The sequence below is a fragment of the Tardiphaga robiniae genome, from assembly GCF_013359755.1.
Taxonomy (GTDB): domain Bacteria; phylum Pseudomonadota; class Alphaproteobacteria; order Rhizobiales; family Xanthobacteraceae; genus Tardiphaga; species Tardiphaga robiniae.
In genome coordinates this window covers 683,018-708,762 of sequence record NZ_JABMCJ010000094.1, presented here as the reverse complement: position 1 = coordinate 708,762, position 25,745 = coordinate 683,018, and the positions used below count along the sequence as shown (strand labels likewise).

The 25,745-nt window shown below is 62.1% G+C and carries 25 protein-coding genes; 13 read left to right on the top strand and 12 right to left on the bottom strand.

What is annotated here, in order from left to right; translation table 11 throughout:
* Positions 1–21: 21 nt before the first annotated feature.
* Together HP556_RS29655 and HP556_RS29650 are read right to left on the bottom strand one after the other, a co-directional pair.
* The gene (locus HP556_RS29655) at positions 22–1,647 is read right to left on the bottom strand and encodes an ABC-F family ATP-binding cassette domain-containing protein (RefSeq protein WP_175369548.1); all 1,626 of its coding nucleotides are present in this window, start codon (positions 1,645–1,647) and stop codon (positions 22–24) included.
* 89 nt (positions 1,648–1,736) lie between these two features.
* A complete protein-coding gene (locus HP556_RS29650) occupies positions 1,737–2,645 on the bottom strand; it encodes a LysR family transcriptional regulator (RefSeq protein ID WP_175369547.1) in 909 nt (302 codons plus the stop codon).
* A gap of 166 nt (positions 2,646–2,811) precedes the next feature.
* Here HP556_RS29650 and HP556_RS29645 point away from each other — a divergent pair, with 166 nt between their 5' ends.
* From HP556_RS29645 to HP556_RS29610, 8 genes are all read left to right on the top strand, one after another.
* Positions 2,812–3,864, top strand: coding sequence for an ABC transporter substrate-binding protein (locus tag HP556_RS29645; protein WP_175369546.1), 1,053 nt, complete (start codon positions 2,812–2,814; stop codon positions 3,862–3,864).
* Positions 3,864–5,321, top strand: coding sequence for an amidohydrolase family protein (locus tag HP556_RS29640; RefSeq protein ID WP_175369545.1), 1,458 nt, complete (start codon positions 3,864–3,866; stop codon positions 5,319–5,321). The genes HP556_RS29645 and HP556_RS29640 overlap by 1 nt, the downstream gene beginning before the upstream one ends.
* 206 nt (positions 5,322–5,527) lie before the next feature.
* Positions 5,528–6,577: an ABC transporter substrate-binding protein gene (locus tag HP556_RS29635; protein WP_175369544.1), complete on the top strand. Its 1,050-nt coding sequence runs from the start codon at positions 5,528–5,530 to the stop codon at positions 6,575–6,577.
* 189 nt (positions 6,578–6,766) lie between these two features.
* Positions 6,767–7,561: an SDR family NAD(P)-dependent oxidoreductase gene (locus HP556_RS29630; RefSeq protein WP_175369543.1), complete on the top strand. Its 795-nt coding sequence runs from the start codon at positions 6,767–6,769 to the stop codon at positions 7,559–7,561.
* A 14-nt stretch (positions 7,562–7,575) separates the two neighbouring features.
* Positions 7,576–9,003 (top strand): allantoinase AllB, encoded by a 1,428-nt coding sequence (allB, locus tag HP556_RS29625; protein ID WP_175369542.1) that lies wholly within the window; start codon positions 7,576–7,578, stop codon positions 9,001–9,003.
* A 4-nt stretch (positions 9,004–9,007) separates the two neighbouring features.
* Positions 9,008–9,850, top strand: coding sequence for an ABC transporter ATP-binding protein (locus HP556_RS29620; RefSeq protein WP_175369541.1), 843 nt, complete (start codon positions 9,008–9,010; stop codon positions 9,848–9,850).
* Entirely contained in the window at positions 9,847–10,623 is a 777-nt protein-coding gene (locus HP556_RS29615; protein WP_175369540.1) for an ABC transporter permease, read from the top strand. The genes HP556_RS29620 and HP556_RS29615 overlap by 4 nt, the downstream gene beginning before the upstream one ends.
* Before the next feature lie 14 nt (positions 10,624–10,637).
* A complete protein-coding gene (locus HP556_RS29610) occupies positions 10,638–11,585 on the top strand; it encodes an acetamidase/formamidase family protein (protein ID WP_175369539.1) in 948 nt (315 codons plus the stop codon).
* Here HP556_RS29610 and HP556_RS29605 read toward each other — a convergent pair.
* From HP556_RS29605 to HP556_RS29595, 3 genes are all read right to left on the bottom strand, one after another.
* Entirely contained in the window at positions 11,582–12,601 is a 1,020-nt protein-coding gene (locus tag HP556_RS29605; protein ID WP_175369538.1) for a carbon-nitrogen hydrolase family protein, read from the bottom strand. The genes HP556_RS29610 and HP556_RS29605 overlap by 4 nt on opposite strands.
* Positions 12,602–12,790: 189 nt before the next feature.
* A complete protein-coding gene (locus tag HP556_RS29600) occupies positions 12,791–13,105 on the bottom strand; it encodes a hypothetical protein (RefSeq protein WP_175369537.1) in 315 nt (104 codons plus the stop codon).
* Between the two features lie 131 nt (positions 13,106–13,236).
* Positions 13,237–13,794: a helix-turn-helix domain-containing protein gene (locus HP556_RS29595; RefSeq protein WP_175369536.1), complete on the bottom strand. Its 558-nt coding sequence runs from the start codon at positions 13,792–13,794 to the stop codon at positions 13,237–13,239.
* A gap of 266 nt (positions 13,795–14,060) precedes the next feature.
* Here HP556_RS29595 and HP556_RS29590 point away from each other — a divergent pair, with 266 nt between their 5' ends.
* The 4 genes from HP556_RS29590 (at position 14,061) to HP556_RS29575 (ending at position 18,106) form a co-directional block, all read left to right on the top strand.
* Positions 14,061–15,566, top strand: coding sequence for a sensor histidine kinase (locus HP556_RS29590; protein ID WP_175369535.1), 1,506 nt, complete (start codon positions 14,061–14,063; stop codon positions 15,564–15,566).
* The gene (locus HP556_RS29585; RefSeq protein WP_089266657.1) at positions 15,559–16,200 is read left to right on the top strand and encodes a response regulator transcription factor; all 642 of its coding nucleotides are present in this window, start codon (positions 15,559–15,561) and stop codon (positions 16,198–16,200) included. The genes HP556_RS29590 and HP556_RS29585 overlap by 8 nt, the downstream gene beginning before the upstream one ends.
* 99 nt (positions 16,201–16,299) lie before the next feature.
* The gene (locus HP556_RS29580) at positions 16,300–16,665 is read left to right on the top strand and encodes a response regulator transcription factor (RefSeq protein WP_175369534.1); all 366 of its coding nucleotides are present in this window, start codon (positions 16,300–16,302) and stop codon (positions 16,663–16,665) included.
* Between the two features lie 136 nt (positions 16,666–16,801).
* Positions 16,802–18,106: a PQQ-dependent sugar dehydrogenase gene (locus HP556_RS29575; RefSeq protein ID WP_175369533.1), complete on the top strand. Its 1,305-nt coding sequence runs from the start codon at positions 16,802–16,804 to the stop codon at positions 18,104–18,106.
* A gap of 63 nt (positions 18,107–18,169) precedes the next feature.
* Here the strand turns inward: HP556_RS29575 and HP556_RS29570 are convergent, their stop codons facing one another.
* Positions 18,170–19,663 (bottom strand): CoA-acylating methylmalonate-semialdehyde dehydrogenase, encoded by a 1,494-nt coding sequence (locus tag HP556_RS29570; RefSeq protein WP_120287861.1) that lies wholly within the window; start codon positions 19,661–19,663, stop codon positions 18,170–18,172.
* A 98-nt stretch (positions 19,664–19,761) separates the two neighbouring features.
* On the opposite strand from HP556_RS29570, the gene HP556_RS29565 reads away from it, so the two are divergent.
* The gene (locus HP556_RS29565) at positions 19,762–20,649 is read left to right on the top strand and encodes a LysR family transcriptional regulator (protein ID WP_175369532.1); all 888 of its coding nucleotides are present in this window, start codon (positions 19,762–19,764) and stop codon (positions 20,647–20,649) included.
* Between the two features lie 12 nt (positions 20,650–20,661).
* On the opposite strand, the gene HP556_RS29560 is transcribed toward HP556_RS29565, so the two are convergent.
* From HP556_RS29560 to HP556_RS29535, 6 genes are read right to left on the bottom strand one after another with little or no spacing between them, the layout of a single operon-like run.
* On the bottom strand, positions 20,662–21,108 hold the full coding sequence (locus HP556_RS29560; RefSeq protein WP_175369531.1) for an SRPBCC family protein: 447 nt from the start codon (positions 21,106–21,108) through the stop codon (positions 20,662–20,664).
* A gap of 28 nt (positions 21,109–21,136) precedes the next feature.
* Positions 21,137–21,841 carry an ABC transporter ATP-binding protein gene (locus tag HP556_RS29555; RefSeq protein WP_092140474.1) on the bottom strand — a complete coding sequence of 235 codons (705 nt, stop codon included), beginning with the start codon at positions 21,839–21,841 and terminating at the stop codon, positions 21,137–21,139.
* Positions 21,834–22,589 carry an ABC transporter ATP-binding protein gene (locus HP556_RS29550; protein WP_175369530.1) on the bottom strand — a complete coding sequence of 252 codons (756 nt, stop codon included), beginning with the start codon at positions 22,587–22,589 and terminating at the stop codon, positions 21,834–21,836. The genes HP556_RS29555 and HP556_RS29550 overlap by 8 nt, the downstream gene beginning before the upstream one ends.
* A complete protein-coding gene (locus HP556_RS29545; protein WP_175369529.1) occupies positions 22,586–23,578 on the bottom strand; it encodes a branched-chain amino acid ABC transporter permease in 993 nt (330 codons plus the stop codon). Before HP556_RS29545 ends, HP556_RS29550 begins: the two co-directional genes overlap by 4 nt.
* Before the next feature lie 11 nt (positions 23,579–23,589).
* Positions 23,590–24,456 (bottom strand): branched-chain amino acid ABC transporter permease, encoded by an 867-nt coding sequence (locus HP556_RS29540; RefSeq protein WP_092140480.1) that lies wholly within the window; start codon positions 24,454–24,456, stop codon positions 23,590–23,592.
* A gap of 18 nt (positions 24,457–24,474) precedes the next feature.
* A complete protein-coding gene (locus HP556_RS29535; RefSeq protein ID WP_175369528.1) occupies positions 24,475–25,725 on the bottom strand; it encodes an ABC transporter substrate-binding protein in 1,251 nt (416 codons plus the stop codon).
* Positions 25,726–25,745: the final 20 nt, after the last annotated feature.

The following is a 25,745-nucleotide window of genomic DNA, read 5'->3' as shown; positions in this document are numbered from 1 at the left end:
GGGCGAAGGAAACAGGCGCGCTTAATTCGGATGCAAACCCGGCGCTTCCTGGCCGGTACGTTCGACATATTCAGTATAGCCGCCGCCATATTGCTGGATGCCGTCCGGGGTCAGTTCGAGCACGCGGTTCGACAGCGCCGCGAGGAAGTGGCGGTCATGCGACACGAACAGCATGGTGCCTTCGTAATCGCCGAGCGCCTTGATCAGCATTTCCTTGGTGGCCATGTCCAGATGGTTGGTCGGCTCGTCGAGCACCAGGAAATTCGGCGGATCGAACAGCATCTTGGCCATCACCAGACGCGCCTTCTCGCCGCCTGACAACACGCGGCAGCGCTTCTCGACATCGTCACCGGAGAAGCCGAAGCAGCCGGCGAGCGCACGCAGCGTACCCTGCCCGGCCTGCGGGAATGAGTCTTCGAGATTCTGGAAGATCGTGCGCTCGCCATCCAGCAGATCCATCGCGTGCTGCGCGAAGTAACCGAGCTTGACGCTGCCGCCGATGGTGACGTTGCCGTTGTCCGGCTCGGCCGCGCCGGTCACGAGCTTCAACAGTGTCGACTTGCCGGCGCCGTTGATACCCATCACCGCCCAGCGTTCTTTACGACGCACCGAGAAGTCCAGCCCTTCATAGATGGTACGGCTGCCATAGGCCTTGTGGATGTTCTTCAGGCTGACGACGTCTTCGCCCGAACGCGGCGCCGGCAGGAAGTCGAATGACACGACCTCGCGGCGCTTCGGCGGCTCGACGCGCTCGATCTTGTCGAGCTTCTTGACGCGGCTCTGCACCTGCGCGGCATGCGAGGCGCGGGCCTTGAAGCGTTCGATGAACTTGATTTCCTTGGCCAGCATCGCCTGCTGGCGCTCGAATTGCGCCTGCTGCTGCTTCTCGTTCATGGCGCGCTGCGCTTCGTAGAATTCGTAATCGCCGGAATAGGACGTCAGCGAGCCCGCATCGATCTCCATGATCTTGGTGACGATGCGGTTCATGAATTCGCGGTCATGCGAGGTCATGAGTAGCGCGCCCTCGTAGCCCTTCAGGAACCCTTCGAGCCAGATCAGGCTTTCGAGGTCGAGATGGTTCGAGGGTTCGTCGAGCAGCATCACGTCGGGGCGCATCAACAGAATGCGTGCCAGCGCGACGCGCATCTTCCAGCCGCCAGACAGTTTGCCGACATCGCCGTCCATCATTTCCTGCGTGAATGAGAGACCGGCGAGTACTTCGCGGGCGCGGCCTTCCAGCGCATAACCGTCGAGTTCCTCGAAGCGGGCCTGGACCTCACCGTAGCGCTCGATGATTGTGTCCATATTGTCGGCCTGGTCCGGATCGGCCATGGCCGTTTCCAGTTCCTTCAGTTCGGTCGCGACCACGCTGACGGGGCCGGCGCCCTCCATCACCTCGGCAACCGCGCTATGGCCCGCCATTTCGCCGACATCCTGGCTGAAATAGCCGATGGTGACGCCGCGCTCGACCACCACTTGCCCCTCGTCGGGCAGTTCGCGGCCGGTGACCATGCGGAACAGGGTCGTCTTGCCGGAACCGTTGGGCCCAACCAGACCGATCTTCTCACCCTTCAGCAGCGCGCCGGCGGCTTCGATGAAGACGATCTGATGACCGTTCTGCTTGCTGATATTGTCGAGGCGGATCATGGGAACTACGGGCTCACGAGACAGGGATTGAGGCCTGCCAATAAGGCATCCGGCCCGCCCAAGGAAGGATATTTTGCACCGCAAAAGAGCTAAGTGCCTGCCCGCATCTCGCTCAGGCTCTTCATCAGGATTTCCGCGAAAGTCGCCGCGGCTACCGGTAGTGTGCGACCGCGCAGCTGGCACAGCACTAGATCGGCGGTGGGCACATCGCGGGTATCGATCGGGCGGCCGACCAGCCCCATGCCGAGGTTCCCGGTGGGGGCTCCGATCTCGATCTGGAACGAGATCATGTTGCAGCGGAACACCAGCCCGCGCAGCATCTCGAAGGAGTTTGATTCCGCGAGCATGTTGAGGCGCAGATCGCGCCGGGTCGTGACCTCATCGAGAATCTGGCGGCCGCTCAAAGTCCGATCTGGCAGGGCTGCGGGATAATCGACACAATCGGAGAGGCGCAGCATCTTCTTGGCTGCCAGCGGATGATCCGAGCGGGTGATCACCACAAGACGCTGGGGAAGGCTGGCGATGACGCGCAGTGACGGCCACATCGCCGGACGATGCACCAGAGCGAGATCGACGTCGTAAGCCGCCAGCGCGGCCAGCGCGCGCTCGTGATCCATCACCTTGAGGTCGAACACCACTTTCGGATGCTTCTTCTGGAACGCAGCGACGCGCAGCGCCAGAAAATCCAGCGCCAGCGCCTGGCTGCAGGCGATCTGGATCGGACCGCGCCGCAGACCTCTGAGATCCTCGACCTGCGATCTCATCCGCTCGGCATCGGCAATCTGGCTGCGCGCGTAGCGCACGAACATCTCGCCGGCGGTGGTCAGCTTCACGCCCCGCGGCCGGCGCTCGAACAAAGGCGTGCCGATTTCGGCTTCGAGGTCCTGAATGCGCCGGTTCATCGCGGAAGGCGTCAAGTTGAGCAGTTCCGCGGCGCGGCGGATCGAGCCGGTGCGGGCCACTTCGACCACATGGGTCAGCAACCTCAGATGCCTCATTGCCCCTCGCTTCTCAAGTGATGCCTTTTTCACACCGGTCACTGGAAAAGATAGCAGCAGATGTGACCACTCGAATAGGCCTATCCTGATTCACACAGGAAGATAGTCGCGAGAGCGACGTCGCCCACCGACCAATCATGTCACGTTTCGCAACAGGAAAGCATCGATGACCGAACGCCGGGCACTTCGTGGATTACTGACGCTCGTATTAGCCTTGGGCGTAGCCGCAGGAACCTTCACTCTTGCCCAGGCTGCCGGGCCAACCAAGATCAAGTTTACCCTCGACTGGAAAATCCAGGGTCTGCATGCGTGGTACTACTGGGCGAAGGCCAAAGGGTACTTCAAAGATGAAAATCTCGACGTGACGATCGATCAGGGCGAAGGCTCGGCGGCGACCGTTACGCGGATCATGTCGGGCGCTTATGATGCCGGCTTCGGCGATATCAACGCCATCATTCAGAACGCCGCCACCAAGCCGGACGATGCACCGGTGATGGTCTACATGATCTATAACAAGACGCCGTTCGCGCTGCTCAGCAAGGCGGATGGACCGATCAAAACTCTCAAGAATCTCGAGGGATCCAAGCTTGCCTCGCCTTCCGGCAGTGCGTCGCTGAAATTACTGCCGCTGCTCGCCAAGCAGAACGGCATCGATTACAGCAAGATCAGCATTTTGCAGGTTTCGCCGGCCTTGCAGGAACAAATGCTGCTGCAGGGCCAAGTGGATTCAATCGCGGTGTTCGCGGCCACCAGCTATCTCAACCTGGTGTCGCTCAAGGTCGATCCCGACAAGGACTTCCGCTGGAATTTTTATTCTGACTCCGGCCTCGACCTCTATTCCAACGGCGTAATGGTGTCGCAGAAGCTGCTGAAGGAACATCCGGAGGCGGTGAAAGGTCTGCTGCGCGCCATTAACCGCTCGATCAAGGAAACCGTCCAGGCACCGGACGCCGCCATCGACCTGCTCGCCACCGAGGAACCGCTGATCAAGAAGGATATCGAGAAGCGGCGCCTGACCTACGTTTACAACAACTTCATCAACACGCCAGAGGTCGGGGATCTGGGCCTCGGCGAGCTCGATCAGAAGCGCCTGACTTCAGCGATCTCCACCATCGTCACCTCGTTCGAACTGCCGCGAACACCGAAGCCCGACGACGTGTTCAACGATACGTTCCTGCCGGCCAAGCCCGACCGGATGCCCCCGACCATCGCGCCGTAATGACAACGGCTCGCTCCACCGGCGCGCCGCGTCGCATCACCTGCGCTCATGTGCTTGGCCCGGACGGGCCGATGCCCGGCGCGCAGGTGATCGCGCTGCACGACGGCAAGATCCAGTCGATCGCGCGGACAACTGAAGCAGCAGAGCCGATCATGGCGCTGCCCGCTTTGGTCAATGCCCACGACCACGGCCGCGCGGTCCGCACCAGCTCCATCGGCGCCGACGCCAAGCCGCTGGAGTCCTGGATCCACTATCTTGCATTGTTTCCTGCGGTCGATCCCTATGTAGCGGCCTGCGTCGCGTTCGCCAGCAGCGCGCTGGGCGGTGCCGGTATCGTCATGAACCATTACACCCGCGTGCAGGGCTTCACTGATCTGCCGACCGAACTGGCCGAGGTATCGCGCGCGGCACGCGATGTCGGCGTGCGCACCGGCCTCGCCGTGGCAATGAGAGATCGCAATCCTTTGGTCTACGGTCCCTCGGAACCTGTGCTAGCAGCGCTGCCGCCGGACGTTCGGGCGGAGATCGCGCAGCGCTTCACGCGTCCGCCGCTGTCACCGCGCGATTACATGACGCTAGTGGACGAGATTGTCTCCGCCGCCGATGGCCCGACATTCGATGTGCAATATGGTCCCAATGGCGTGCAGTGGTGCAGCGACGCGCTGTTGCAGGCGATCGCCGAAGCCTCGGTACGGACCGGCCGCCGTGTCCACATGCATCTGCTCGAGACCAAGTATCAACGCCAGTGGTGTGACGCCAATTATCCTGGCGGCATAGTCCGCATGCTGGACGAGATCGGTCTGCTGTCCCCACGGCTGACGCTTGCACATTGCGTCTGGGCCCGGCCCGATGAACTCGAACTCCTGGCCGAACGGGGCGTCGTCATTTCGGTCAATACCAGCTCCAACCTGCATCTGCATTCGGGCCTGGCTCCCATGACCCGGATGTGGACCGCCGGATGCCGGATCGCCCTCGGCATCGACGGCAAAGCGTTCGACGACGACAACGATGCACTGCGCGAGCTCCGATTGTCACATCTGCTTCATTCCGGCAGCGGTTTCGATCAAGTCGTGACCCGCCACCGGGCGCTGCATGAGAGCGTAAGCAACGGCCGCTTCGCCGTCACCAATATCGCCAGCGACGGCGGCCTGCGCGACCGCGCCGATGCGGACATGCTGCTGCTGGACTGGAACGCCCTCAACGACGACGCGCTGCGCAGCGATCTCGACCCGATCAATCTCCTGTTCTCGCGGGCAACCGCGCGCCATATCCGGGAGGTGATCGTCGCAGGCCACACGATCGTACGCGATGGGCATGTCACCGGGATCGACTTCACGGCCGCGCGGCAGGAGATTCTGGCTCAGATGCGCGCCGGCCTGCCCTCTGGCCAGAACCTGGCTGGGGCCCTCGCCGCGCTCGACGGCGTGATTGCCGCAAGCTTTTGCGGATGCTGCTGACGTGCCTGCGCCTCGCGGTTCTGCAAGCGCCGGCCCGAACAACGCGTTATCTGGACGATTCCGGTGAGGCCTTTTTTGCACCGCTTAAGCAAAAAGATAGCAGCAGATAAGCGCACTCGGATAGGCTTAACTTGTTCCTGAGGGCGGCCGCAGGCAGAGACACCCCACCGGCCGATCGTGTCACTCTTCTCAACAGGAACACACCGATGACCGGACGCCATGCATTTCGTGGATTGCAGACGCTTGCCCTGACACTGATCGTGACGGCCGGATCGTTTGTCGCCGCGCAGGCCGACACCAAGATCAAGATGGTCCTGAACTGGAAGTATGAAGGTCCGCAGGGCATGTTCTTCCTGGCGCAGGATCGCGGCTACTTCAAAGCTGAAGGCCTCGACGTCAGTTTCGACCAGGGTAACGGCTCTGGTGCGGCGGTGCCGCAGGTCGCCAACGGGGCCTATGACATGGGGTTCGGCGACATCAATGCGCTGATCGAACTTGCCGCCAGGAAGCCGGACGAAGCGCCGATCGGCGTCTACCAGATGTACAACCGCCCGCCCTTCACGGTGGCGGTGAAAGCCGACAGCCCAATCAAGACCCCCGCCGATTTCGTTGGACGCAAGCTCGGCGGTGCGGCCAACGACGGCGCGCTGAAGCTATTCCCGGCGCTCTGCGCGGCGACCAAGATCGACTGCAGCAAGGTCGAGGTTACCAACATGCAGCCGAATCTGCGCGAACAGATGCTGATGAAGGATCAGGTCGATGGCGTGTTCGGCTACATCACCACCATCCGCTTCAGCGCCAGGCTGATCGGCATCGATCCTGAAAAAGAGATTCGCTTCATCAAGTTCGGGGACTACGGCATGGATCTGTATTCCAACGCCATCATTGTCTCGCGCAAGTTTGCCAAGGAAAACCCTGACGCCGTGAAGGGCTTCCTCAAGGCGCTCAACCGCGGCGTCAAGGATGCCATGGCCGATCCCAAAGCCGCCATCGAGGCGGTGCAAAAGCGCGAACCGCTGATCAAGCCGGACATCGAACGCGCGCGCCTGGAAGCCACGCTGTCCGACGAAATGACTTCGCCGGAAATTTCAAAGATCGGCCATGGCGACATCAGCGACGAGCGCATGAGCAAGGCGATCGATATTCTCGTCAGCGCCAAGGAACTGCCACGCACGCCGAAGGTCGGCGACGTATTCGACCGCAGCTTCATGCCGCCGCTGGCCGATCGCCCAACGGCCATCAAGGCCGCGATGTAACGACGAACCGGCCCCTCAGCATCATCACCTCTCAACCGTCATTGCGAGCCCTGGCGAATTGGCGAAGCCAATTCGTTGGGCGAAACAATCCAGTCTTCTTCCGTTCGTGGCTTCTGGATTGCCGCGTCGCCTTCGCTCCTTGCAATCACGTCGAGGGGCCAGAGCAAACGACCCAAGAAAGATAACACCATGAAACTCTCCCTCGAAAACCGCGTCGTCATGATCACAGGCCCCGCCAAGGGTATGGGCGCCTCCATCACCCACGCCTTTGCCGAACAAGGCTGCAAGCTGGCGCTGCTGGGCCGCGATACCTCGGCGATCGAGCCGGTTGCCGCCGACGTGAAAGCCAAGGGCGGCGAGGTGATCGTCATTCCCTGCGATCTCACGAAGTCCGAGCAATGCGAGGCCGCGGCGGAGAAGACCAAGGCGGCGTTCGGCGGGCGCATCGACATTCTTGTCAATGTCGCCGGCGGCTCCGGCCCGATCGGCAAAACGGGGGTGCAAACCACGCCGGAGGAGTTCGACGAGATCGTCACGCTCAATATGAACGGTTGCTTCCACTCCATGCGCGCGGCACTGCCGACCATGATCGATCAGCGCTACGGCAAGATCGTCAATGTTGGCGGCACCTTCGGCATGCGCGGCCGCGCCGGCCGCATGGCCTACTCGGCCTCGAAATGGGGTCTGCGCGGCATCACCAAGAGCTTCGCGCTCGAGGTCGGCCCGCACAACATCAACGTCAATTGTGTGGCGCCGGGCATGGTCGATGGCCCGCGCTTTCGCGACAAGGTCTGCCGCGACATGGCGCTGAAGCTCGGCATCACCGAACAAGAAGCCGCCGAGCGCCACGCCATGGACTACGCGCTGCGCCGCGTCACCGTCGATGCCGACGTCGCCAATGCCTGCCTGTTTCTGGCCAGCGACGTCTCGCGCCAGATTACCGGCGTCGACCTGCCGGTCGATGGCGGTTGGGCCATGCTGTGAGCGAGGGGGCTAACATGAGCGACAAGGTCGATCTGGTCATCAATGGCGGCACCATCGTATCGCCCGATGCAAGCTACAAAGCCAGCATCGCCATCAAGGACGGCGTGATCCACGCTATCGGCGCGCCGGAGGCGATGCCGCCGGCGACGCAGATACTCGACGCCACGGGCCTTCATATTCTGCCCGGCGCCATCGACGTGCACGTGCATTTCCGCGATCCCGGCTATCCGCAGAAGGAAGACTTTGCCAGCGGCACTGCCGCGGCGGCCTTTGGCGGTGTCACCACCGTGTTCGACATGCCCAACACGCTGCCCACCATCAACAATGCGGAAGCACTGGCCGACAAGCACAGGATCGCCTCCTCAAAAGCCTATGTCGACTACGGGCTCTATGCGGTGCTGGGCGAAGACAGCATCGAACATGTCGACGCGCTGATCGATGGCGGCGTGATCGGCTTCAAGCTCTATATGGGCAACACTTTCGGCCGCATCCCCTCGCCGACCACCGGCGCGATGCTCGAAGCCTTCGAAGTGGTGGCCCCGACCGGCAAGCGCATCTCGCTGCATGCCGAGACCAATTCCATCATGGAGCGCCGCGAAGCGCGGCTGCGTGCCAGCGGACGCATCGAGCCGATCGCGCATCTGGCAGCACGGCCCGCCGTCGTCGCCGTCGAGGCCGTCGCTCGCGCGGCGATCCTCGCCGAATGGACCGGTGCGCGCATCCACGTGCTGCACATTTCCTCCGCTGCCGAATTGCAGCCGCTGGCCGAAGCCAAGGCGCGGGGCGTCGACATTACCGGCGAGACCTGCCCGCAATATCTGCTGCTGTCGGAGACCGATTACGAAAAATTCGGCGGCGTCGTGCGCGTCAATCCGCCGGTGCGCGAGAAGCCCAACCAGCAGCCGCTGTGGAACGCGCTGATGGATGGCACGATCGACATGATCGCCACCGACCATGCGCCACATGCACCGGACGAGAAGACCCGGCCGGACATCTGGACGGTCGACTGCGGCTTTCCCGGCGTCGAGACCCAGATGCCGCTGATGCTGACCGAGATCAACAAGGGCCGCGCCACCATCAACGACTACGTGCGCTGGAGCGCCGAGAGCCCCGCCAAAATCTGGGGCCTGTATCCACGCAAGGGTACGCTGACGGTGGGGTCCGATGCCGATATCGCCATCGTCGACCTCAAGCGCGAATGGACCGTCGACGACGCGATGATCCAGTCGCGCGCGAAGATTTCGCCGTGGCATGGCCGCAAGGCCTCGGCACTGCCGATCCATACCATCGTGCGCGGCCGCTTCGCGATGAAGGACCGGATCTTGCAGGAGGAAGCCCGCGGCACCGGGCAATCGGTGCATGCGATCCAGCAGATGCCGCCGGCGATGCCGGCCAACACCGACTCGACCATGGCCGCGATCACCTCCGTGCAGAAAGCCTGACCCCATGAACGCACCGCTCGCCCACCCAAAGCCCCGCGCTGTGGACAATGTGATCGAGCTCGAAAAGGTGCGCGTCACCTTCGGCACGGCGAAGAACGCCGTGACCGCGCTGGCCGAGACGTCGCTACGCATAGACAAGGGCGAATTCGTCGCCCTGGTCGGTCCGTCCGGCTGCGGCAAGTCGACGATTCTGAAACTGGTGGCCGGCACGCTGAATGCGACCCAGGGCAACGTGTTCGTTGCCGGCCGCGAAATCGGCGCGGGTGCAGCGCGCATCGGCATGGCGTTCCAGAACCCCACGCTGCTGCCGTGGCTGAATATCCGCGACAATGTCATGCTGCCACTGAAGATCGTGCCGCCGTTCAAGGAAGCATTCCGCGCCAAGCGCAAGACCGAATATCGCGACCGCGTCGAGGCATCGCTCAAGCAGGTCGGCCTCGGCGGCTTCGGCGACAAGTTTCCCTGGCAGCTATCCGGCGGCATGCAGCAGCGTGCCTCGCTGTGCCGGGCGCTGATTCATGATCCGACCTTGCTGCTGCTCGACGAGCCATTCGGCGCGCTCGATCAATTCACCCGCGAGGAATTATGGGAGATCATGCAAAATCTCTGGATCGAAAAGCGGCCGACGGTGCTGCTGGTCACCCACGACCTCAAGGAAGCCGCCTATCTGGCGTCGCGCATCTGCGTGATGCAGGCGCGGCCCGGCCGCATCGTCGATGACAGCGCGGTGCCGTTCGCGCGGCCGCGCACCATCGACGTGTCGTTCGAGCCGGATTTCGTCACGCTGACCCAGCGCCTGCGCCAGCGCATCGTCGCGGCTCGCGCCGTTCAGGAGATCGTGTCATGAGCGAACGCCTCCGCCGCCAGGTCATGTCCACCGCCTGCATCATCGGCTTCTTCGTACTGTGGGAATTGTTGTGCCTGATGTTCCATGTCTCGGACATCGTGCTGCCGCGGCCGAGCCAGGTGCTTGCGACGCTCTGGACGCGCTTCCCCGCGATCTGGCCGCATGCGCTGCAGACGCTGTACACAACCATGGTTGGGTTCGGCTTCGGCATCGCGATCGGCATTCTCTTGGGCATGCTGATCGGCTCGTCGAAGCTGGCCTATGACGTCGCCTATCCGATGCTGGTGGGATTCTCGTCGATCCCGAAAGTCGCGGTGGTGCCGATCTTCGTACTGTGGTTCGGCGCGGGCACCGTGCCGGCGATCCTCACCGCGATGATCATGTGCATCTTCCCGATCGTCGTGAACGTCGCCACCGGCCTTGCGGCGACAGAGCCCGAATTGCAGGACGTCATGAAGACGCTGCGCGCGACCAAGCTGGAAATTCTGTGGAATGTGGGCCTGCCGCGCACCATGCCGTACTTCTTCGCCTCCCTGAAGGTGGCTGCGACGCTGGCTTTCGTCGGCACGGTGATTTCGGAGACCGTGGCCTCCAATCGCGGCATCGGCAATCTGATGATGATCGCGTCGTCCAGCTTCGATGTGCCGCTGGTGTTCGCCGGCCTGTTCATTCTGGCTGCATTGGGCGTCGGTTTGTATATTGTGTTCTCGCTGATCGAGGCGCGCGTCACCGGCTGGGCCGTGCGCAGCGACAGTTTCGCCGCCGGCGGCTGAACACAGGACATTCCATGACGCAGACACTGCTTCCGAGCCCGACGACCGTTCATTGGGGTTATTTCGACGCCACGCTGAAGCCGATCGCCACCATCGATCCCGGCGAGACGGTCACGATCACAAGCGTCAGCGGCACGCGCGAGAACCTCCCGACAGAAGCGGGCATGACCATCCGCCCCGAACTTGTCGCCATCCTGGATGCCGTCACGCCAGAACTCGGGCCGCATATCCTCACCGGGCCTGTCGCCGTCCGCGGCGCCCAACCGGGTGACGCATTGCGTGTCGAGATCCTTGATGTCCAGCTCGCGGATGACTGGGGCTATACACTCTTCAAGCCCGGCATGGGCACGCTGCCCGACGACTTCGACTATTTCCGCCGCGTCCATATCGGACTTGATCGGGCCAATGGCGTGGTGAAGACGCCATGGGGCATCACGCTAAAGGCGCTGCCGTTCTTCGGCGTGATGGGCACCGCGCCGAAACCTGCGGTTGGCCGGGTCAGCACGACCATGCCCTCGCATTTCGGCGGCAATATCGACAACAAGGAGCTCGGCGCAGGCTGCGTTCTCTATCTTCCGGTCTGGGCCGAGGGCGGCCTGTTCTCCTGCGGCGACGGTCACGCCGTGCAAGGCGACGGCGAAGTCTGCGTCACCGCCGTGGAGACCGGCCTCACTGGCACATTCAAGATCGACCTTGTCAAGAATGCGCAGCTTGAGGCGCCCTATGCCGAGACGAAGGATCACCTCATCTCGATGGCCTTCGATCCCGATCTCGACGAAGCCGCGCGTATCGCGCTCCGCCGGATGGTCAGCATGATCGTCGCACGCACGACGCTGACGCCCGACGATGCCTATATGCTCTGCAGTCTCGCCGCCGATGTCCGCGTCACCCAGCTGGTCAATCTCGACAAGGGCATCCATGTCATGATGCCGCATGCGGTTCTGAACCAGTCGAAGCGCTAGACCGCGCGTTCGGCCGGCTCAAACGCGACCTCTTCGTCGTCGATCTTGTCGACGAAGGTTGCCGGCACCAGGCGCTTGCGATTGATGGTCAGATCGAACACGTCGAAACGATTGTAATAGCCGACCACGTCGTGGAACTGCTTCGGCTCGATGCAGCGGCGCAGGTCGAATTCGGCATAGGCGATGCCCTCCTCGTCCTGCAGCATGTCGCCAAGCACTTCGCCGGTGGGATCGACGAAGAAGCTGGCCGCGCGCTGCGTGCGATCGATCACATCGACCACGTCGGGATCCCGCGCGATCAGGAAGTCGCGCATCGCCTTGTCCATATAGCCGGCGGTGACGATGCCGAAGGCCTTGGCCTCGAAGGAATGCGCGCTGGCGCGAATACGGTTGGCGGCGACATTGTTGAAATTACCGCCGCTGCTCGGCTTACGCGTCGGCCACATTGGCGGCCAGCTCGAAATGTGGATCTGCTCGGCCTGCGCCATCAGCGTATAGCGTGCTAGCGGATTGGTATTCTCGCCACAGATGAGATTGCCGACACGACCCACGGGCGTATCGGCGACACGGAGGCCCGCGCCGTCGCCGGCAGCCCAGATCAGCTTCTCATAGAAGGTCGGCACCAGCTTGCGATGATGGTTGAGAATGCTGCCGTCGGGCCCGATGAGGACATTGCTGTTCCAGATCAGGCCGACGCTGACCGGCGAGCTCTCGCTGATCCCCATCGAAACCGTCACGCCAAGCGCCCGCGCCTCGTTGCGCAAGGCGGCCATTTCCGGACCTGCAATCGAGACCGACTGTTCGGCCATCGTCACGAACAGATCGTGATTCTCGATCGGCGCCCACAGCGCCGCCCAGACCGGAAACGCCGGGATATAGGTTTCAGGAAATGCGATCAGCTGCGCACCCGCGGCCGCAGCCTCGCGAATGATCGAAATCGCCTTCGCCGTGGTGGCCGCGCGATCGAGAAATACCGGCGCAGCATGGACCGCAGCGACTTTAACCTGTGACGACATCGTCATTCTTCCTCTTGCATCGATGCAGCGATGTCTCAGGCTCGTCGGAAGGCCCCGAAACGTCGCTGAACCATGTTCGGGGAGGAACCTATCCATTCAAGGCCGCGGGACCACCGGGCATTTCTGCAACCCGGGCTGCACGGACCACCATGCTTCGAGGATCGACCGGGCCTAGGTCGGCACCTCGCTTCACCACGTCTGATTGCGGGAGTTGTCGCCGATGCCGTAGCCATAGCTGGTCGGCGCACTCGCATAGGAATCCATCGGCCGTACCGGCGGAGCAACGGAAGGAACCGTCGCGCGGGCGGGAGCATGGACACGTCGCTGCTGTACACGGCGGGCTGCGCTGATGTCGGTGGAGAGCCGGGGATCTCCGATCCAGCGATAGGCCTTGTCTGACGCCGCCGAGCTCTCCGCCATAGAGGTCAACATCACGAAAGCCACGGACGCGGGCACCAGGAGCCACCTCCGGGCCGATTTCATCATCGTATTGCGCGCAGACATTTGAGCGATCCTTTCTTGGTGGTTGAGGTGGCGAGACATCTTCGGTTGGAGCGTCGATGCGAACTATTCGTCAAAGGCGGGGCGATCATGCAAGCGTCCGTGGCCCGCTTCTGGATACTCCTCGAGGAGCATCACTGCTGTGTTGCGAGTGCGGACATCATCATGTTGTTGCGGCGCCAGGCATTGGGACTGGCCCCGGTCGCGCGGCGAAACTGGCGGCACATGTGGGCCTGATCGGAGAAGCCACAATCGATCGCGATCTCGCAGAGTGACTTGCTGCTGGATGTCATCAGCTCCATCGCACGCGTCAGACGGCGGGAGACGATATAGGCATGGGGAGACTGGCCAAAGGTGGTCTTGAACGCATTTGAGAAGTAACCGCAACTCAGGCGAGCGAGACTCGCGAGATCCGATACTTGGATCGCCTCATCCAGATTTGAATCAATGTGGCGCTTGATCCGCTCCGCCTGCCAGCGTGCGAGGCCGCCCCTCGCGGGGCTGACGGGCGACGGTTGGGAGGGCGCCTCGAGCAGCGATGCAGCCTGCTTGATGCAGCGAAGAGCCGCACCGACATCCGATCCAATCGCCTGCCGTGCATCTAGCAGGAGCTGGGCGACCGTCGTAGAACTTGCGTCAGACAATACACCGGCAAACGAGTCAGAATTCTGGGACTGTGAATCGAGCAGCATATCGGTCTCCTTTGGGTGGTGAATGACATCGACATCGCGATGACTTCGACGATCCAAGGATGAGAGATTCCGGCCGCGCTAACCATTCTACGAGGATAGAGATTCAAGAAACGAAGGTAATCCCGCCCTATACCAAGGTTTATCCCGGGCGAGATGCCACCGACTTCGGATGACTTCACCATTCCCTGCAGGACGCACGCCCTGCTTCCTATTTTGCGGCTCAAATGACCAATTCTGATCGGGTGCACCGCCCCTCACAGCTGCCCATGGCCATTGCGACAGCTATCCTTGCTGCAGGTATTTTCGCGTTCGACGCCTTCAGCACATTCGAGATCGCCGTCGCGGCGCTTTATATCGTCGTGCTGCTGATGGCGCTCCGTTTCACCAATGTCATGGGCATCATCCTGATCGCCCTCGGCTGCATCGGCCTGACAATCCTCGGCTATCTGATCGGCCACGCGAACGACCCCAATGAGGGAGCAATGCTGCGCGGCGTCGTCAGCGCGCTCGCCATTGCCATCGCCGCCGCGCTCTGCGTCCAGATCAGAATGTCGGACGCAAGGCTTCGGCAGAGCGAAGAGCGCTATCGCAACATCTTTCAGGGCACGAGTGTTGCCATCTGGGAGCAGGACTTCACGGAAGCGGCCAATGCCTGCGCGCCGATCCTGCAACAAGGCATTCCCCGGTTGCGCGATTACTTCATCGCCAACGAGGGCTTCCTCAAGCATTGCCTGTTTCTGGTGCGGACCCTCGACGCGAATGACGCCGCAAAGCAATTGATCGGCGATCTCGACCAAAAGAACGTTCAGCAGTCCTGGGATGCGGCACTCGAGCCGGAGACTTTGGTCGCCTTTCGCGAAATCCTGCTCGCATTCCTTGCGGGAGAAAGCTCTTTCACGATTGAAGCGGCGATCCGTGCCGTCAATGGCGAGTTGCGTACCACCATCGTCACGGCAACCTTTCCCACCGATCGATCTCGTTCGGTCCTGATCAATTCGCTTGATGTCACCGCCAAGATCGCAGCCGAGCAAGCACTCCAGCAGAGCATTGCAGAACTCACCCGCGTGTCGCGCATCGCGACCTTGGGTGCCTTGACGGCATCGATCGGCCATGAGGTCAATCAGCCACTTGCCGCCGTGGTGACCAATGCAGAGGCGGCCTTGCGCTGGCTGTCGCGGGAACGGCCCGATCTCGGCGAGACCACGGCCTGTCTTAAGGAAGTCGTGCAAGAGGGGCGCAGGGCCGGCGACATCATTCACCGCCTGAGGTCGCTCGCCGTGAAGGGCGAGTTGGCGCGCGGCCCGGTCGACGTCAACGCTATAGTCACGCAGGTACTGGCGATGGTTCAGCGCGATCTGACACAGCACCAGATTTCAGCAGTCCTCGACCTGACACCCGATCTGCCCACCATCGCCGGCGACGAGGTGCAGCTTCAGCAGGTACTGATGAATCTCGTCAACAACGCCGTCCACGCCATGAAGGCGACCGCGACGAAAGAGCTGAAGGTATGGTCGGCATTCGACGCGACGAGGGGAATTCTCGTCTCGGTGCGCGATTCAGGATCGGGTATACCGGACGACCATATGCAACGCCTGTTCGCGCCGTTCTTCACGACAAAGGCCGAGGGAATGGGCATCGGCCTCTCGATCTCCCGATCCATCATCGAGTCGCATCACGGGCGTATCTGGGCGGAACGAAACGAGAGTGGTGGAACCACCTTTCATTTCATGATACCGACAGCGACCGCAGAAGGACCCGGCAACCTTGCCTAACGACGCAGAAGCACCTTTGGTCGTCGTCGTGGACGACGAAGCCGCCATCCGCACCGCGGTTGGCAGTCTGCTGCGCTCGGTTGGATATGAAGTCAGTTTCGCCTCCTCTGCGGTCGAGCTTCTCGAGAGCGACATTCTCACCAGGGCCAGCTGCCTTGTCCTCGATATTCGGCTGCCGATCGTCAGCGGCCTTGATTTCCAGAAGCGCCTGGCCGATCTCGGCGGCAATACGCCCATCGTCTTCATGACCGGCCATGCCGATGTGCCGATGACGGTGCGTGCCATGAAGGCCGGAGCCGTCGATTTTCTCGCCAAGCCGTTTCGCGATCAGGAAATGCTCGATGCCGTCGCGGGCGCCGTGGAGCGCGACCGCAAGGCGCGGCAGGAGCGCGATGGACTGGCCGATATCAAGGAGCGTTTCGGCACTTTGAGTGCGCGGGAACGCGAGGTGATGGAATTTGCCACCGCTGGGCTGCTGAACAAACAGATCGCCGCAAAGCTGAACCTCAGCGAAATTACGGTTAAGATCCATCGCGGCAAGATGATGAAGAAGATGGATGCAAAATCCTTCGCCTCTCTGGTGCGCATGGCCGAGGCCATCGGCATGAAACCAGCCCCGGGTACCTCCCGATAAACCTCAGTATGATTTCGCTGCACGGCGATATTTGGCAATATTCTGGGCGAAACGGCTCAACACTGGGGTCGCTGTCAAAGCTGCCGTGTGGAGATTGCGTTGAACTCTGAACATGCCATTGCCATCATCGACGATTCCTCGTCGGTTCGCCGCGCGCTTGAAAGCCTGCTGCGATCGCTGGGCTTTGTCGTCCTCAGCTTCGAATCCGCCGAAGCGTTTCTGACCTCGCCCTTGGTCCGCGGAACGTCATGCGTGGTGACCGACGTCGAAATGCCCGGCCTCACCGGCATCGACCTCTATGAGCGCATGCGCTCGGACAAGAACCAGACGCCGGTCATTTTCATCACGGCCAATTCCGAAGAGAAAGTGCGCGCGCGGCTGGGCAGCACGCCCTGCGTCCTCAACAAGCCGTTCGAAGTCGACGAACTCGCCGCTTGCATCAACCAGGCCATCGCGGCGCCATAGCCGCCGGCACCGCCCTGATCGTCATGGCGCCGATCCCCCATGAATGACGGGCTCGCATGCCCGGCACGCCGTCACGCGGCGGTTTTAACGCGCGCGCGTGTCGGATAGTGTGCGCGCACTTACATGGGGGAATGACATGAGCTTGTCCGGAGTTTTTGCGCGCGTCGTCGCGGTGATCGGCGGCGCTGCGCTGCAATGGCGCCGCCTGCAGGGCACCACATACGCACCCGCCTGGGGCAGCGCGCCGGTGGTGCCGGAGGCGAAGCCGCAAGGCGCCATCCCCACATTGAAGATGCCGACCGCTCAGGGCTGGGCCGCGGGACAGAAGCCAGTTGTAGCGCCTGGACTCAAGGTCAATGCCTTTGCCTCCGGCCTGAAACATCCGCGCTGGATCAACGTGCTGCCCAATGGCGACGTCCTCATCGCCGAGGCGACGCAGGTTGCGGGCCCGGTGCGCAACATGTTCGGCTATGCGATGCAGGCCACGATGCGGCGGGCCGCGGCGCTCGGCGTCAGCGCCAACCGCATCACGCTGCTGCGTGACCGGGATGGCGATGGCGTCGCCGAGACCAGCCAGACCTTCATGGAGGGACTGAACCAGCCGTTTGGCATGGCGCTGCTGAACGACACGTTCTATGTCGGCAATGTCGATGGCGTGGTGGCCTTCCCTTATGTGGCGGGCGCGGACAGCATCACGGCACCGGGCAAGAAACTCACTAATTTCAAATCCGGCGGTCACTGGACCCGGAGCATCCTGCCGAGCCCTGATGGCAGCAAGCTGTATATCGGCGTCGGTTCGCTGAGCAACATCGCCGAAGGCGGCATGGAGGTCGAAGAAGGCCGCGCCGCCGTCTATGAGCTCGATATTGCGACGGGCAAGAGCCGCATCTTCGGCGCCGGCTTGCGCAACCCCGTCGGCCTCGCTTGGGAGCCGACGACCGGCGCGCTATGGACCGTGGTCAATGAGCGCGACGGCCTCGGCGACGAGACGCCACCGGATTATCTGACCTCGGTGCGCGACGGCGGCTTTTATGGCTGGCCCTATTGCTACTGGGGCAAGACGGTGGATGACCGCGTGCCGCAGGATCCGGCACTGGTGGCCACTGCGATCACCCCCGACTATGCGCTGGGCGGTCACACCGCATCGCTCGGACTGTGCTGGCTGCCGGCCGGCACACTGCCGGGATTTCCAGACGGCATGGTCATCGGCCAGCACGGCTCATGGAATCGCAGCACGCTCAGCGGCTACAAGGTCGTCTTCATCCCGTTCGTGAACGGCAAGCCGTCCGGCCCGCCGCGGGATATCCTGTCGGGTTTCCTCGCACCCGACGAGAAGGTGTCCTATGGACGCCCTGTCGGCGTCACGCTCACTCCGGACGGCGCGTTGCTGGTGGCCGACGATGTGGGCGACGTCATCTGGCGTGTGACGGCTGCGGCCTAAGGGCGTGGAATAGACCGGCAGGCTCGTGGAGCACGCGTTAGTCGCGCGCTCCACGCTCTGACTTTACTTCATTGTCGGCATCACGAATTCCGGACCTTGCGCAATGCTCGTTGGCCAGCGGCTGGTGACGGTCTTCAGGCGGGTATAGAAGCGAACGCCTTCCGGTCCGTGCATCGAGTGATCGCCGAACAGCGAGGCCTTCCATCCACCGAAGGAATGGAACGCCACGGGCACCGGGATCGGCACATTGATGCCGACCATGCCGACGCGGATGCGATGAGCGAATTCACGCGCGACGTCGCCGTTTTGCGTGAAGATGGCCGTGCCGTTGCCGTATTCGTTGTCGTTGATCATGCGCGCTGCCGTCGCATAGTCCGGCGTACGCACCACCGCGAGCACAGGTCCGAAGATCTCTTCCTTGTAGATCTTCATGTCCGGCGTCACGTGATCGAACAGCGATCCACCGATGAAGTAGCCACCCTCGTTGGACCGGAAGTCCCGCCCATCGACGACCAGCTTGGCGCCCTGCTCGACGCCGGAATCCACATAGCCGCGCACCTTGTCGAGATGCTGCTGGGTCACCAGCGGGCCCATTTCGGACTCGGCGTTGAAGCCAGACCCGACTTTGAGCGCACGAATCTTCGGCTCAAGCTTCGAGATCAAGGCATCCGCCGTCTTCTCGCCGACCGGCACCGCGACCGAAATCGCCATGCAGCGTTCGCCGGCCGAGCCATAGGCAGCCCCCATCAATGCGTCCACCGCCTGATCGATGTCGGCATCCGGCATTACAACCATGTGGTTCTTGGCGCCGCCGAGTGCCTGGCAACGCTTGCCGGTGCTGGTCGCGGTCGAATAGATGTAGCGCGCGATCGGGGTCGATCCGACGAAGCTGATCGCTGCAACATCGGGATGATGCAGCAGCGCATCGACGGCTTCCTTGTCGCCATGCACGACGTTGAAGACGCCAGCCGGCAGGCCGGCTTCGGCGAGCCATTCAGCAATCAGAAGCGATGCCGAAGGGTCACGCTCCGAGGGCTTCAGCACGAAGGTGTTGCCGCAAGCCAGCGCCACCGGGAACATCCACATCGGCACCATGACCGGGAAGTTGAACGGCGTGATGCCCGCGACCACACCAAGCGCCTGACGTACGCCGTAGCTGTCGACACGCGTGCCAACATTCTCGCTGACTTCGCCCTTCAGCAACTGCGGCGCACCGACGGCGAATTCGACAACTTCGAGGCCACGCTGGATTTCGCCCTTGGCGTCCGACAGGGTCTTGCCGTGCTCCGAGGTGATCACCGCCGCGAGATCGTCGATGCGGTCTTCACAGATGCGCAGGAATTTATTGAGAATACGGGCACGACGCAGCGATGGCGTATCGGCCCAGCTTTCGGCGGCCGCGCTTGCGGCAGCAACCGCGGCGCCCACTTCGGACGTGCTGGCAAGACCCACCTGAGCCGTCTGCTCGCCGGTGGCCGGGTTGAAAACCGGCGACGTCCGGCCGCTGCGACCTGCCACCTGCTGTCCGCCGATATAGTGCTTGATTTCCGAAGCCATCGAACTCTCCTTTGATGCTCCGGCGGTCTTGCGCCGCTTCCCCGGCCCGGACAACGCGAAGTATTGCGGCTTCGATGTGCAGCAAATAGAGTCCGGGGATGGATTGGGACAAAGTTCGGATTTTCCTGGAAGTCGCCCGTACCGGCCAGATTCTGGGCGCCGCCAAGCGGCTCAAGCTCAACCATGCGACGGTCGCGCGCCAGCTCACCGCCCTCGAAAAAGACCTGAAGACAAAGCTGCTGAACCGGCAGACGACGGGCTCGTCACTGACGCCATCGGGGGTTGCGCTGCTCGCAGCGGCCGAGCGCGCCGAATCCGAACTGCTCAAGGTGGGATCGCAGCTGACATCGGCCGCCGATAAGGTGGCAGGCACGGTGCGGATCGGCGCGCCGGACGGACTCGGCAATTATTTTCTGGCCGACAAGCTCGGCAGCTTTGCCGCAGCCAATCCGGATCTTATCGTTCAGCTCGTAGCGCTGCCGCGCACCTTTTCGCTTGCCAAGCGTGAGGCCGATATCGTGGTGACACTGGAGCGCCCGGATGAGGGCAAGCTGATCTGCACCAAGCTCACCGACTATACGCTGAGCGTCTACGCGTCGGAGGATTATCTCGCTCGGTCGACACCGATCCGCGAGCCCGGCGATCTCGCCGACCACCTGCTGATCACTTACATCTACGATATCATCTACAGCCGCGCGCTGGACTATGCATCGACCTTCAGCGAACTGATCACCCGCCGCTTCGAATGCGGCAGCGTGGTCGGCCAGCTTGAAGCAGTTCGTGCGGGCCACGGCGTCGGCATCCTGCACGACTACGCGGCGCAGCTTTATCCCGAGTTGAAGCGCATTCTGCCGGCCAGTCGTTTTACGCGAAGCTATTGGCTGGTCTCGCATCCAGACACGCATGACACGAGCCGGGTCCGCGAGGTACGGCGCTATATCGTCGCCAAGGTGCGCGAGGCCCGCAGCCAGTTCGTCGTGCAATAGCGGGCGTTACGCTCAGCTCGCGGAAACGACTGCGCCGAATTTGGTGAAGAACTCGCCGGCCAGTTTCTTGGCGGTGGAGTCGATCAGTCGCCCACCGAGCTGCGCCAGCTTGCCGCCGATCTGGGAATCCACCTCATAATGCAGGATCGTTTCATTGTCGCCGGCCGCCTCCAGCCTGATTGCTGCGCCGCCTTTGGCGAAACCGGCGACACCGCCGGAGCCTTCACCCGTGATCCTGTAGCCGTTTGGCGGGTCGAGATCACTCAGCGTCACCTTGCCCCCGAAGGTCGCTTTCACCGGGCCCACCTTGATCACGACCGTTGCCGTCATCTCGGTCGGTGACGTCATATCCAGCACCTGACAGCCGGGAATACACTGCTTCAGCACAGCGGGATCGTTGAGCGCGGCCCAAACCTTGTCGCGCGAGGCCGGAACGGTTTGGCTGTCTTTCATCTGCATGGGAGTGACCTGTCTGCAAGCATGCGCGTCAGACCGCGCAATAACGTTCCTGGATTTCCTTGTCGGCAAGCAATGCCGCCGAGCTGCTCTCGTAAACGACCTCGCCCTGGTCCATGATGATTGCGCGATCAGCAAGGCGCAGCGCCCATTCGACATTTTGCTCGACCAGTAACAGCGTGACGCCCTGATCACGCAGCTTGCGGAACAGCACGCCCATCTCCTCGACCAGCACCGGCATGATGCCTTCGGAGGGCTCGTCGAGCAGGATCATCTTGGGCTTGGCTATGGTCGCGCGCGCGATGGCCAGCATCTGCTGCTCGCCGCCGGACATGGTGACGCCTTCCTGATCGAGGCGCTCCTTGAGGCGTGGAAAGCTCTCCGCGATTTCCTCGATCGCGTCTTTCTCGTTGATCTGACCGCGGCTGGCGACGAGACCGAGTTGCAGGTTCTCGCGCACCGTCAGGCCTGGAATGATCCGGCGCTCCTCAGGCACATAAGCAAGCCCTAGCCTGAAACGATCATGGGCGGGCATCGACGTGAGGTCGTTGCCGTCGAAGGTCATGCCGCCCGTGGTTTTCGACATCAACCCCATGACCGAACGGATCGTGGTGGTCTTGCCGGCGCCGTTGCGGCCGACCAGTGCGACGACCTCGCCCTGCGCCACGGAGATCGAGACCCCATGCAGCGTATGGCTGGCGCCGTACCAGGCGTTCAGGTCTTTGGTTTCAAGCATAGCCATCGTTCTGTCCCAGATAGACGCGACGAACCTCGGGGTCCGTCTGAATGTCGTGCGGCGTGCCATCAGCGATCAGCCGGCCATGGTGCAGCACCAGAATCCGGTCGCTGAGGCCGAGGATCATCTTCATCTTGTGTTCGACCAGGAGGATGGTGCGTTCCGCCGCCAGCTTCTCCAGCAGCGCCACCATTTCCTTGGTCTCTTCCGGACCCATGCCGGCGGTCGGCTCGTCCAGCAACAGCACTTCCGGATTGGAGATCAGCGCGATGGCAATCTCCAACGCACGCTGCTGGCCATGGGCTAGAAACTTGGCGGTCTCGTCGCGCTTGGTGACCAGACCGACAGCCTCCAGCGCCGCATCGGCTTTGGCATCAAGCTCTGTGAACTTGTTCCGGTTGGTCCAGATATTGTAGCGCGAGCGACTGGCCTGCGCGGCGACACGAACGTTCTCGTGGACGCTCAGATCGGGAAAGATGTTGGTGATCTGATAGGAGCGCGCGATGCCGCGATGCACGAATTCGTGCTGCTTCGTGCCCTTGAGATCGTCCCCCTTGAAGCGGATCGATCCGCTGGAGGGGGTAAGCACGCCGGACAGCACATTGAAGAACGTACTCTTGCCGGCGCCATTAGGGCCAATGATAGAGGTGACGCGACCCGGCCGGAACTCCGTCGTCACGCCTTGCAGCGCGACGAAGCCGCCGAACCTCACTCCGATATCGTTGACGGCGAGAAGCGGCGCGTTCATCGCATGACCCTTGTGAGAAATGTGCCCCAGATGCCCTTGGGCAGGAACAGCACGAACAGCACGAAGATGGATCCGACGATGATCTGCCAGTGCGACGTCCACAGCGAGAACACGTCTTCCATCACCAGGAACACCAATGCACCAATGAACGGGCCGAAGAAGCTGCTGGCGCCGCCCAGCAGCGTCATCATCACGATCATGCCGGAGGACAGGTAGTGCAGCGAATCCAGTGGCACGAAGGCCAGATGCAGCGCCGACATAGTGCCGCCAAGGGCGCAGATCGTGCCTGACAGGGTAAATGACAACAGCTTGGTGCGCTCGACATTGTAGCCGCAGGTCCGCGCACGACGTTCGTTCTCGCGGATCGCCTCGATAGCTGCGCCGAATGGCGAGTTGAGAATGCGCGAGACGAGCCACAGCGCTAGCGCTGCGAATACCATCAGCACGTAGTATTTGTTGACCGGGTCGAGAAAATTGATCTCGAATCCGAACAGATTGATCTTGTTGACAGTGAAACCGCGCAGTCCGTTCTCACCACCTGTCCAGGACGGTGTCTGGAGCGCCACGTAATAGACCAGCTGCGCGAGAGCAAGCGTCACCATCGAGAAGTAGATGCCGCGCGTGCGCGTGGACAGCGCGCCCATGACGAAGGCCAGCAGCGCACCGCCAATAACACCCATCAGCACCGCGAGATACCAGGGCACACCGAACTGGCCGATGGCGATGCCGGTGATGTACGCCCCGGTGCCGACAAAGGCCGCGTGGCCGAACGACAGCAAACCGGTATAGCCGAATAGCAGATTATAGCCGACGGCGACCGTGCCGTAGATCAGGACGTTCACCGCCAGCGCCTTGGACGGCAGCAGCCACGGCAGCAGGCATAGCGCGAGGATCGACAGCGGGACGCGATATTTGGTCACGAGCGATTTGAAGCGCGCAGGCTTTCGCGCACTGGCGGAAGGAGAAACGGTGAGCGCCGGTGATGTCATGGTCCGCTCCGTTACGCGAGTTTGCCGAACAGGCCCTGCGGCCGGATCAGAAGAACGATGGCCATCAATGCGAACATCACGATGGTCGCCATTTCCGGTGCGAACAGCGCGGTCATGCTGATCACGACACCGACCAGAAGACCCGCGATGATCGAGCCGACCAGCGAGCCGAGGCCGCCGATGACAGTCACGACGAAGGCTTCGGCCAGCACCAAGGCGCCCATTTCCGGATTAACTGACCGCATCGGGCCGGAGAGCACGCCGCCGAGCGAGGCAAGACCAACACCGAGCCCGAACACCAGCAACCAGACCTTGCTGATATCGACGCCGAGCACCTTCATCATGGTCGGATCGCGCGCGCCGGCGCGCACGATCAGGCCGAATTTGGTCTTCTCCAGCCCCAGCCACAACAGCACCACGACCAGGAAGACGACGCCGACAACGAAGATGCGGTAGATCGGAAAGAAACCGACGCCGAGATCGACCACGCCGGTCAGTGACGACGGCGTGGGAAACGGAATGCCGTCACTGCCAAATACAATGCGAACACCTTCGACCAGCACGTAACTGAGACCGAAGGTCAGCAGCAGCGGATCGTCGATCGAACGGCCGTAAAGCGGGCGTATCAGGACATATTCGATCGCCATCCCGAACACGCCGATCATGATGGGGGCAACGAGCAGCCCCCACCAGAAACTGCCGGTCAATGAGGCGACCCATAGCCCGGCATAGGCGCCGACCATGAACAGCGCGCCATGCGCGAAGTTCACCACACCAAGCATGCCGAAAATGATCGACAAGCCGAGCGCGGTGATCACGAGGATCGCACCGAGGGCAACTCCAGAGAAGAGTTGCATCAGAATGAGTTCTGTATCCATGGAAGGCACGGACTTTCGTTAGGCCGGGAAGCCGAGTTCAGTGCAACTGCGCAGCACGTTTTCCGAAGCCGGCTCATTGGCCACGATGCTGAACAGATCGCTGTCGCCCTTCATATCGGCCTTCTTCTTGGACTCGAGCACGAGAACCGACTGGACCGACTGGTGATCGCATTTGCGATAATATTGCGGGCCCTTGGCGACATCGTATTTCAAGCTTTCCAGCGCCGCGATCACCTTGTCGGTGTCGGTACCGCCAGCCACCTGCATCGCCTGCAGCAGCGACGAGACGCCGGTATAGCCATAGGCGCCGTAGTCGGTCGGGATCGCGCCGCCATTGGCCGCGCGATAGGCGTCGTTGAACGTCTTGGCGCTCGGCAACTGGCTCTCAAGGCCCCAATAGTAGTTAGAGCCGCCAACGACCCCTTCGAACACTTCCGGGCTCACCGCCAGCCGCTGGTTATGCAGCAACACTGGCACGACGATCTTGGCCTGCTGCTTGAGGCCGAAATCCACCGCCTGCTTGATCGAATTGGCCTGGTCGCGGCCGAAATTGCTGATGCACAGGATATCCGGACGCATCGAGCGCAGACGCGGCATGAAGGTCGAGTAATCCGCAGCACCGAACGGGTGCATGATCTCGCCGACGGTCTCAGCGCCAATTGTGGCCTGCGCACGCTTGAAGCCGCGCAGCATTTCATGGCCATAGGCATAGTCGGCCACGAGATGTGCGACCTTCGTGCCCTTCTTGAAGGCGTGACGCGCCACCGCGCCTGCGGTCATCGTCGGGTTGAGCGCTTCATGGAAGGTGTATTTGCTGAAGTCCTTCACCTCGTTGATAGTGTCGGACTGACTGATCGAGACATAAAGAACGCCACGCGCACGCGTCACTTCGTTGACCGCGAGCTGCACCGCGCTGGACAGCGATCCGACGATCGCATGGACCTTGTCCTTTTCGATCAGCTCGAGCGTGCGCGTTGCCGCCTCGCCGCCATTGAGCTTGTCGTCGCGCACCAGCAGTTCGACCTTGCGACCGTTGACGCCGCCCTTGTCGTTGAACTGCTTGACGGCGAGCTCTGCGCTCTTAACCTGATCCTTGGCTTCCGCCGCGAACGGGCCGGTCAGCGGTGTCGGAAAGCCGATGCGGATCGTGTCATCGGCCGCGCGTGCGATCCACGGCATGGCGACGACGCTCGCGCCCGTGCCGAGCGCGGCCAGCACATGGCGGCGCGAGATATGATTGCGTTTGGTGTCTCGAATGTCCTTCGTCATGATGTCCTCCGTTTGATTTC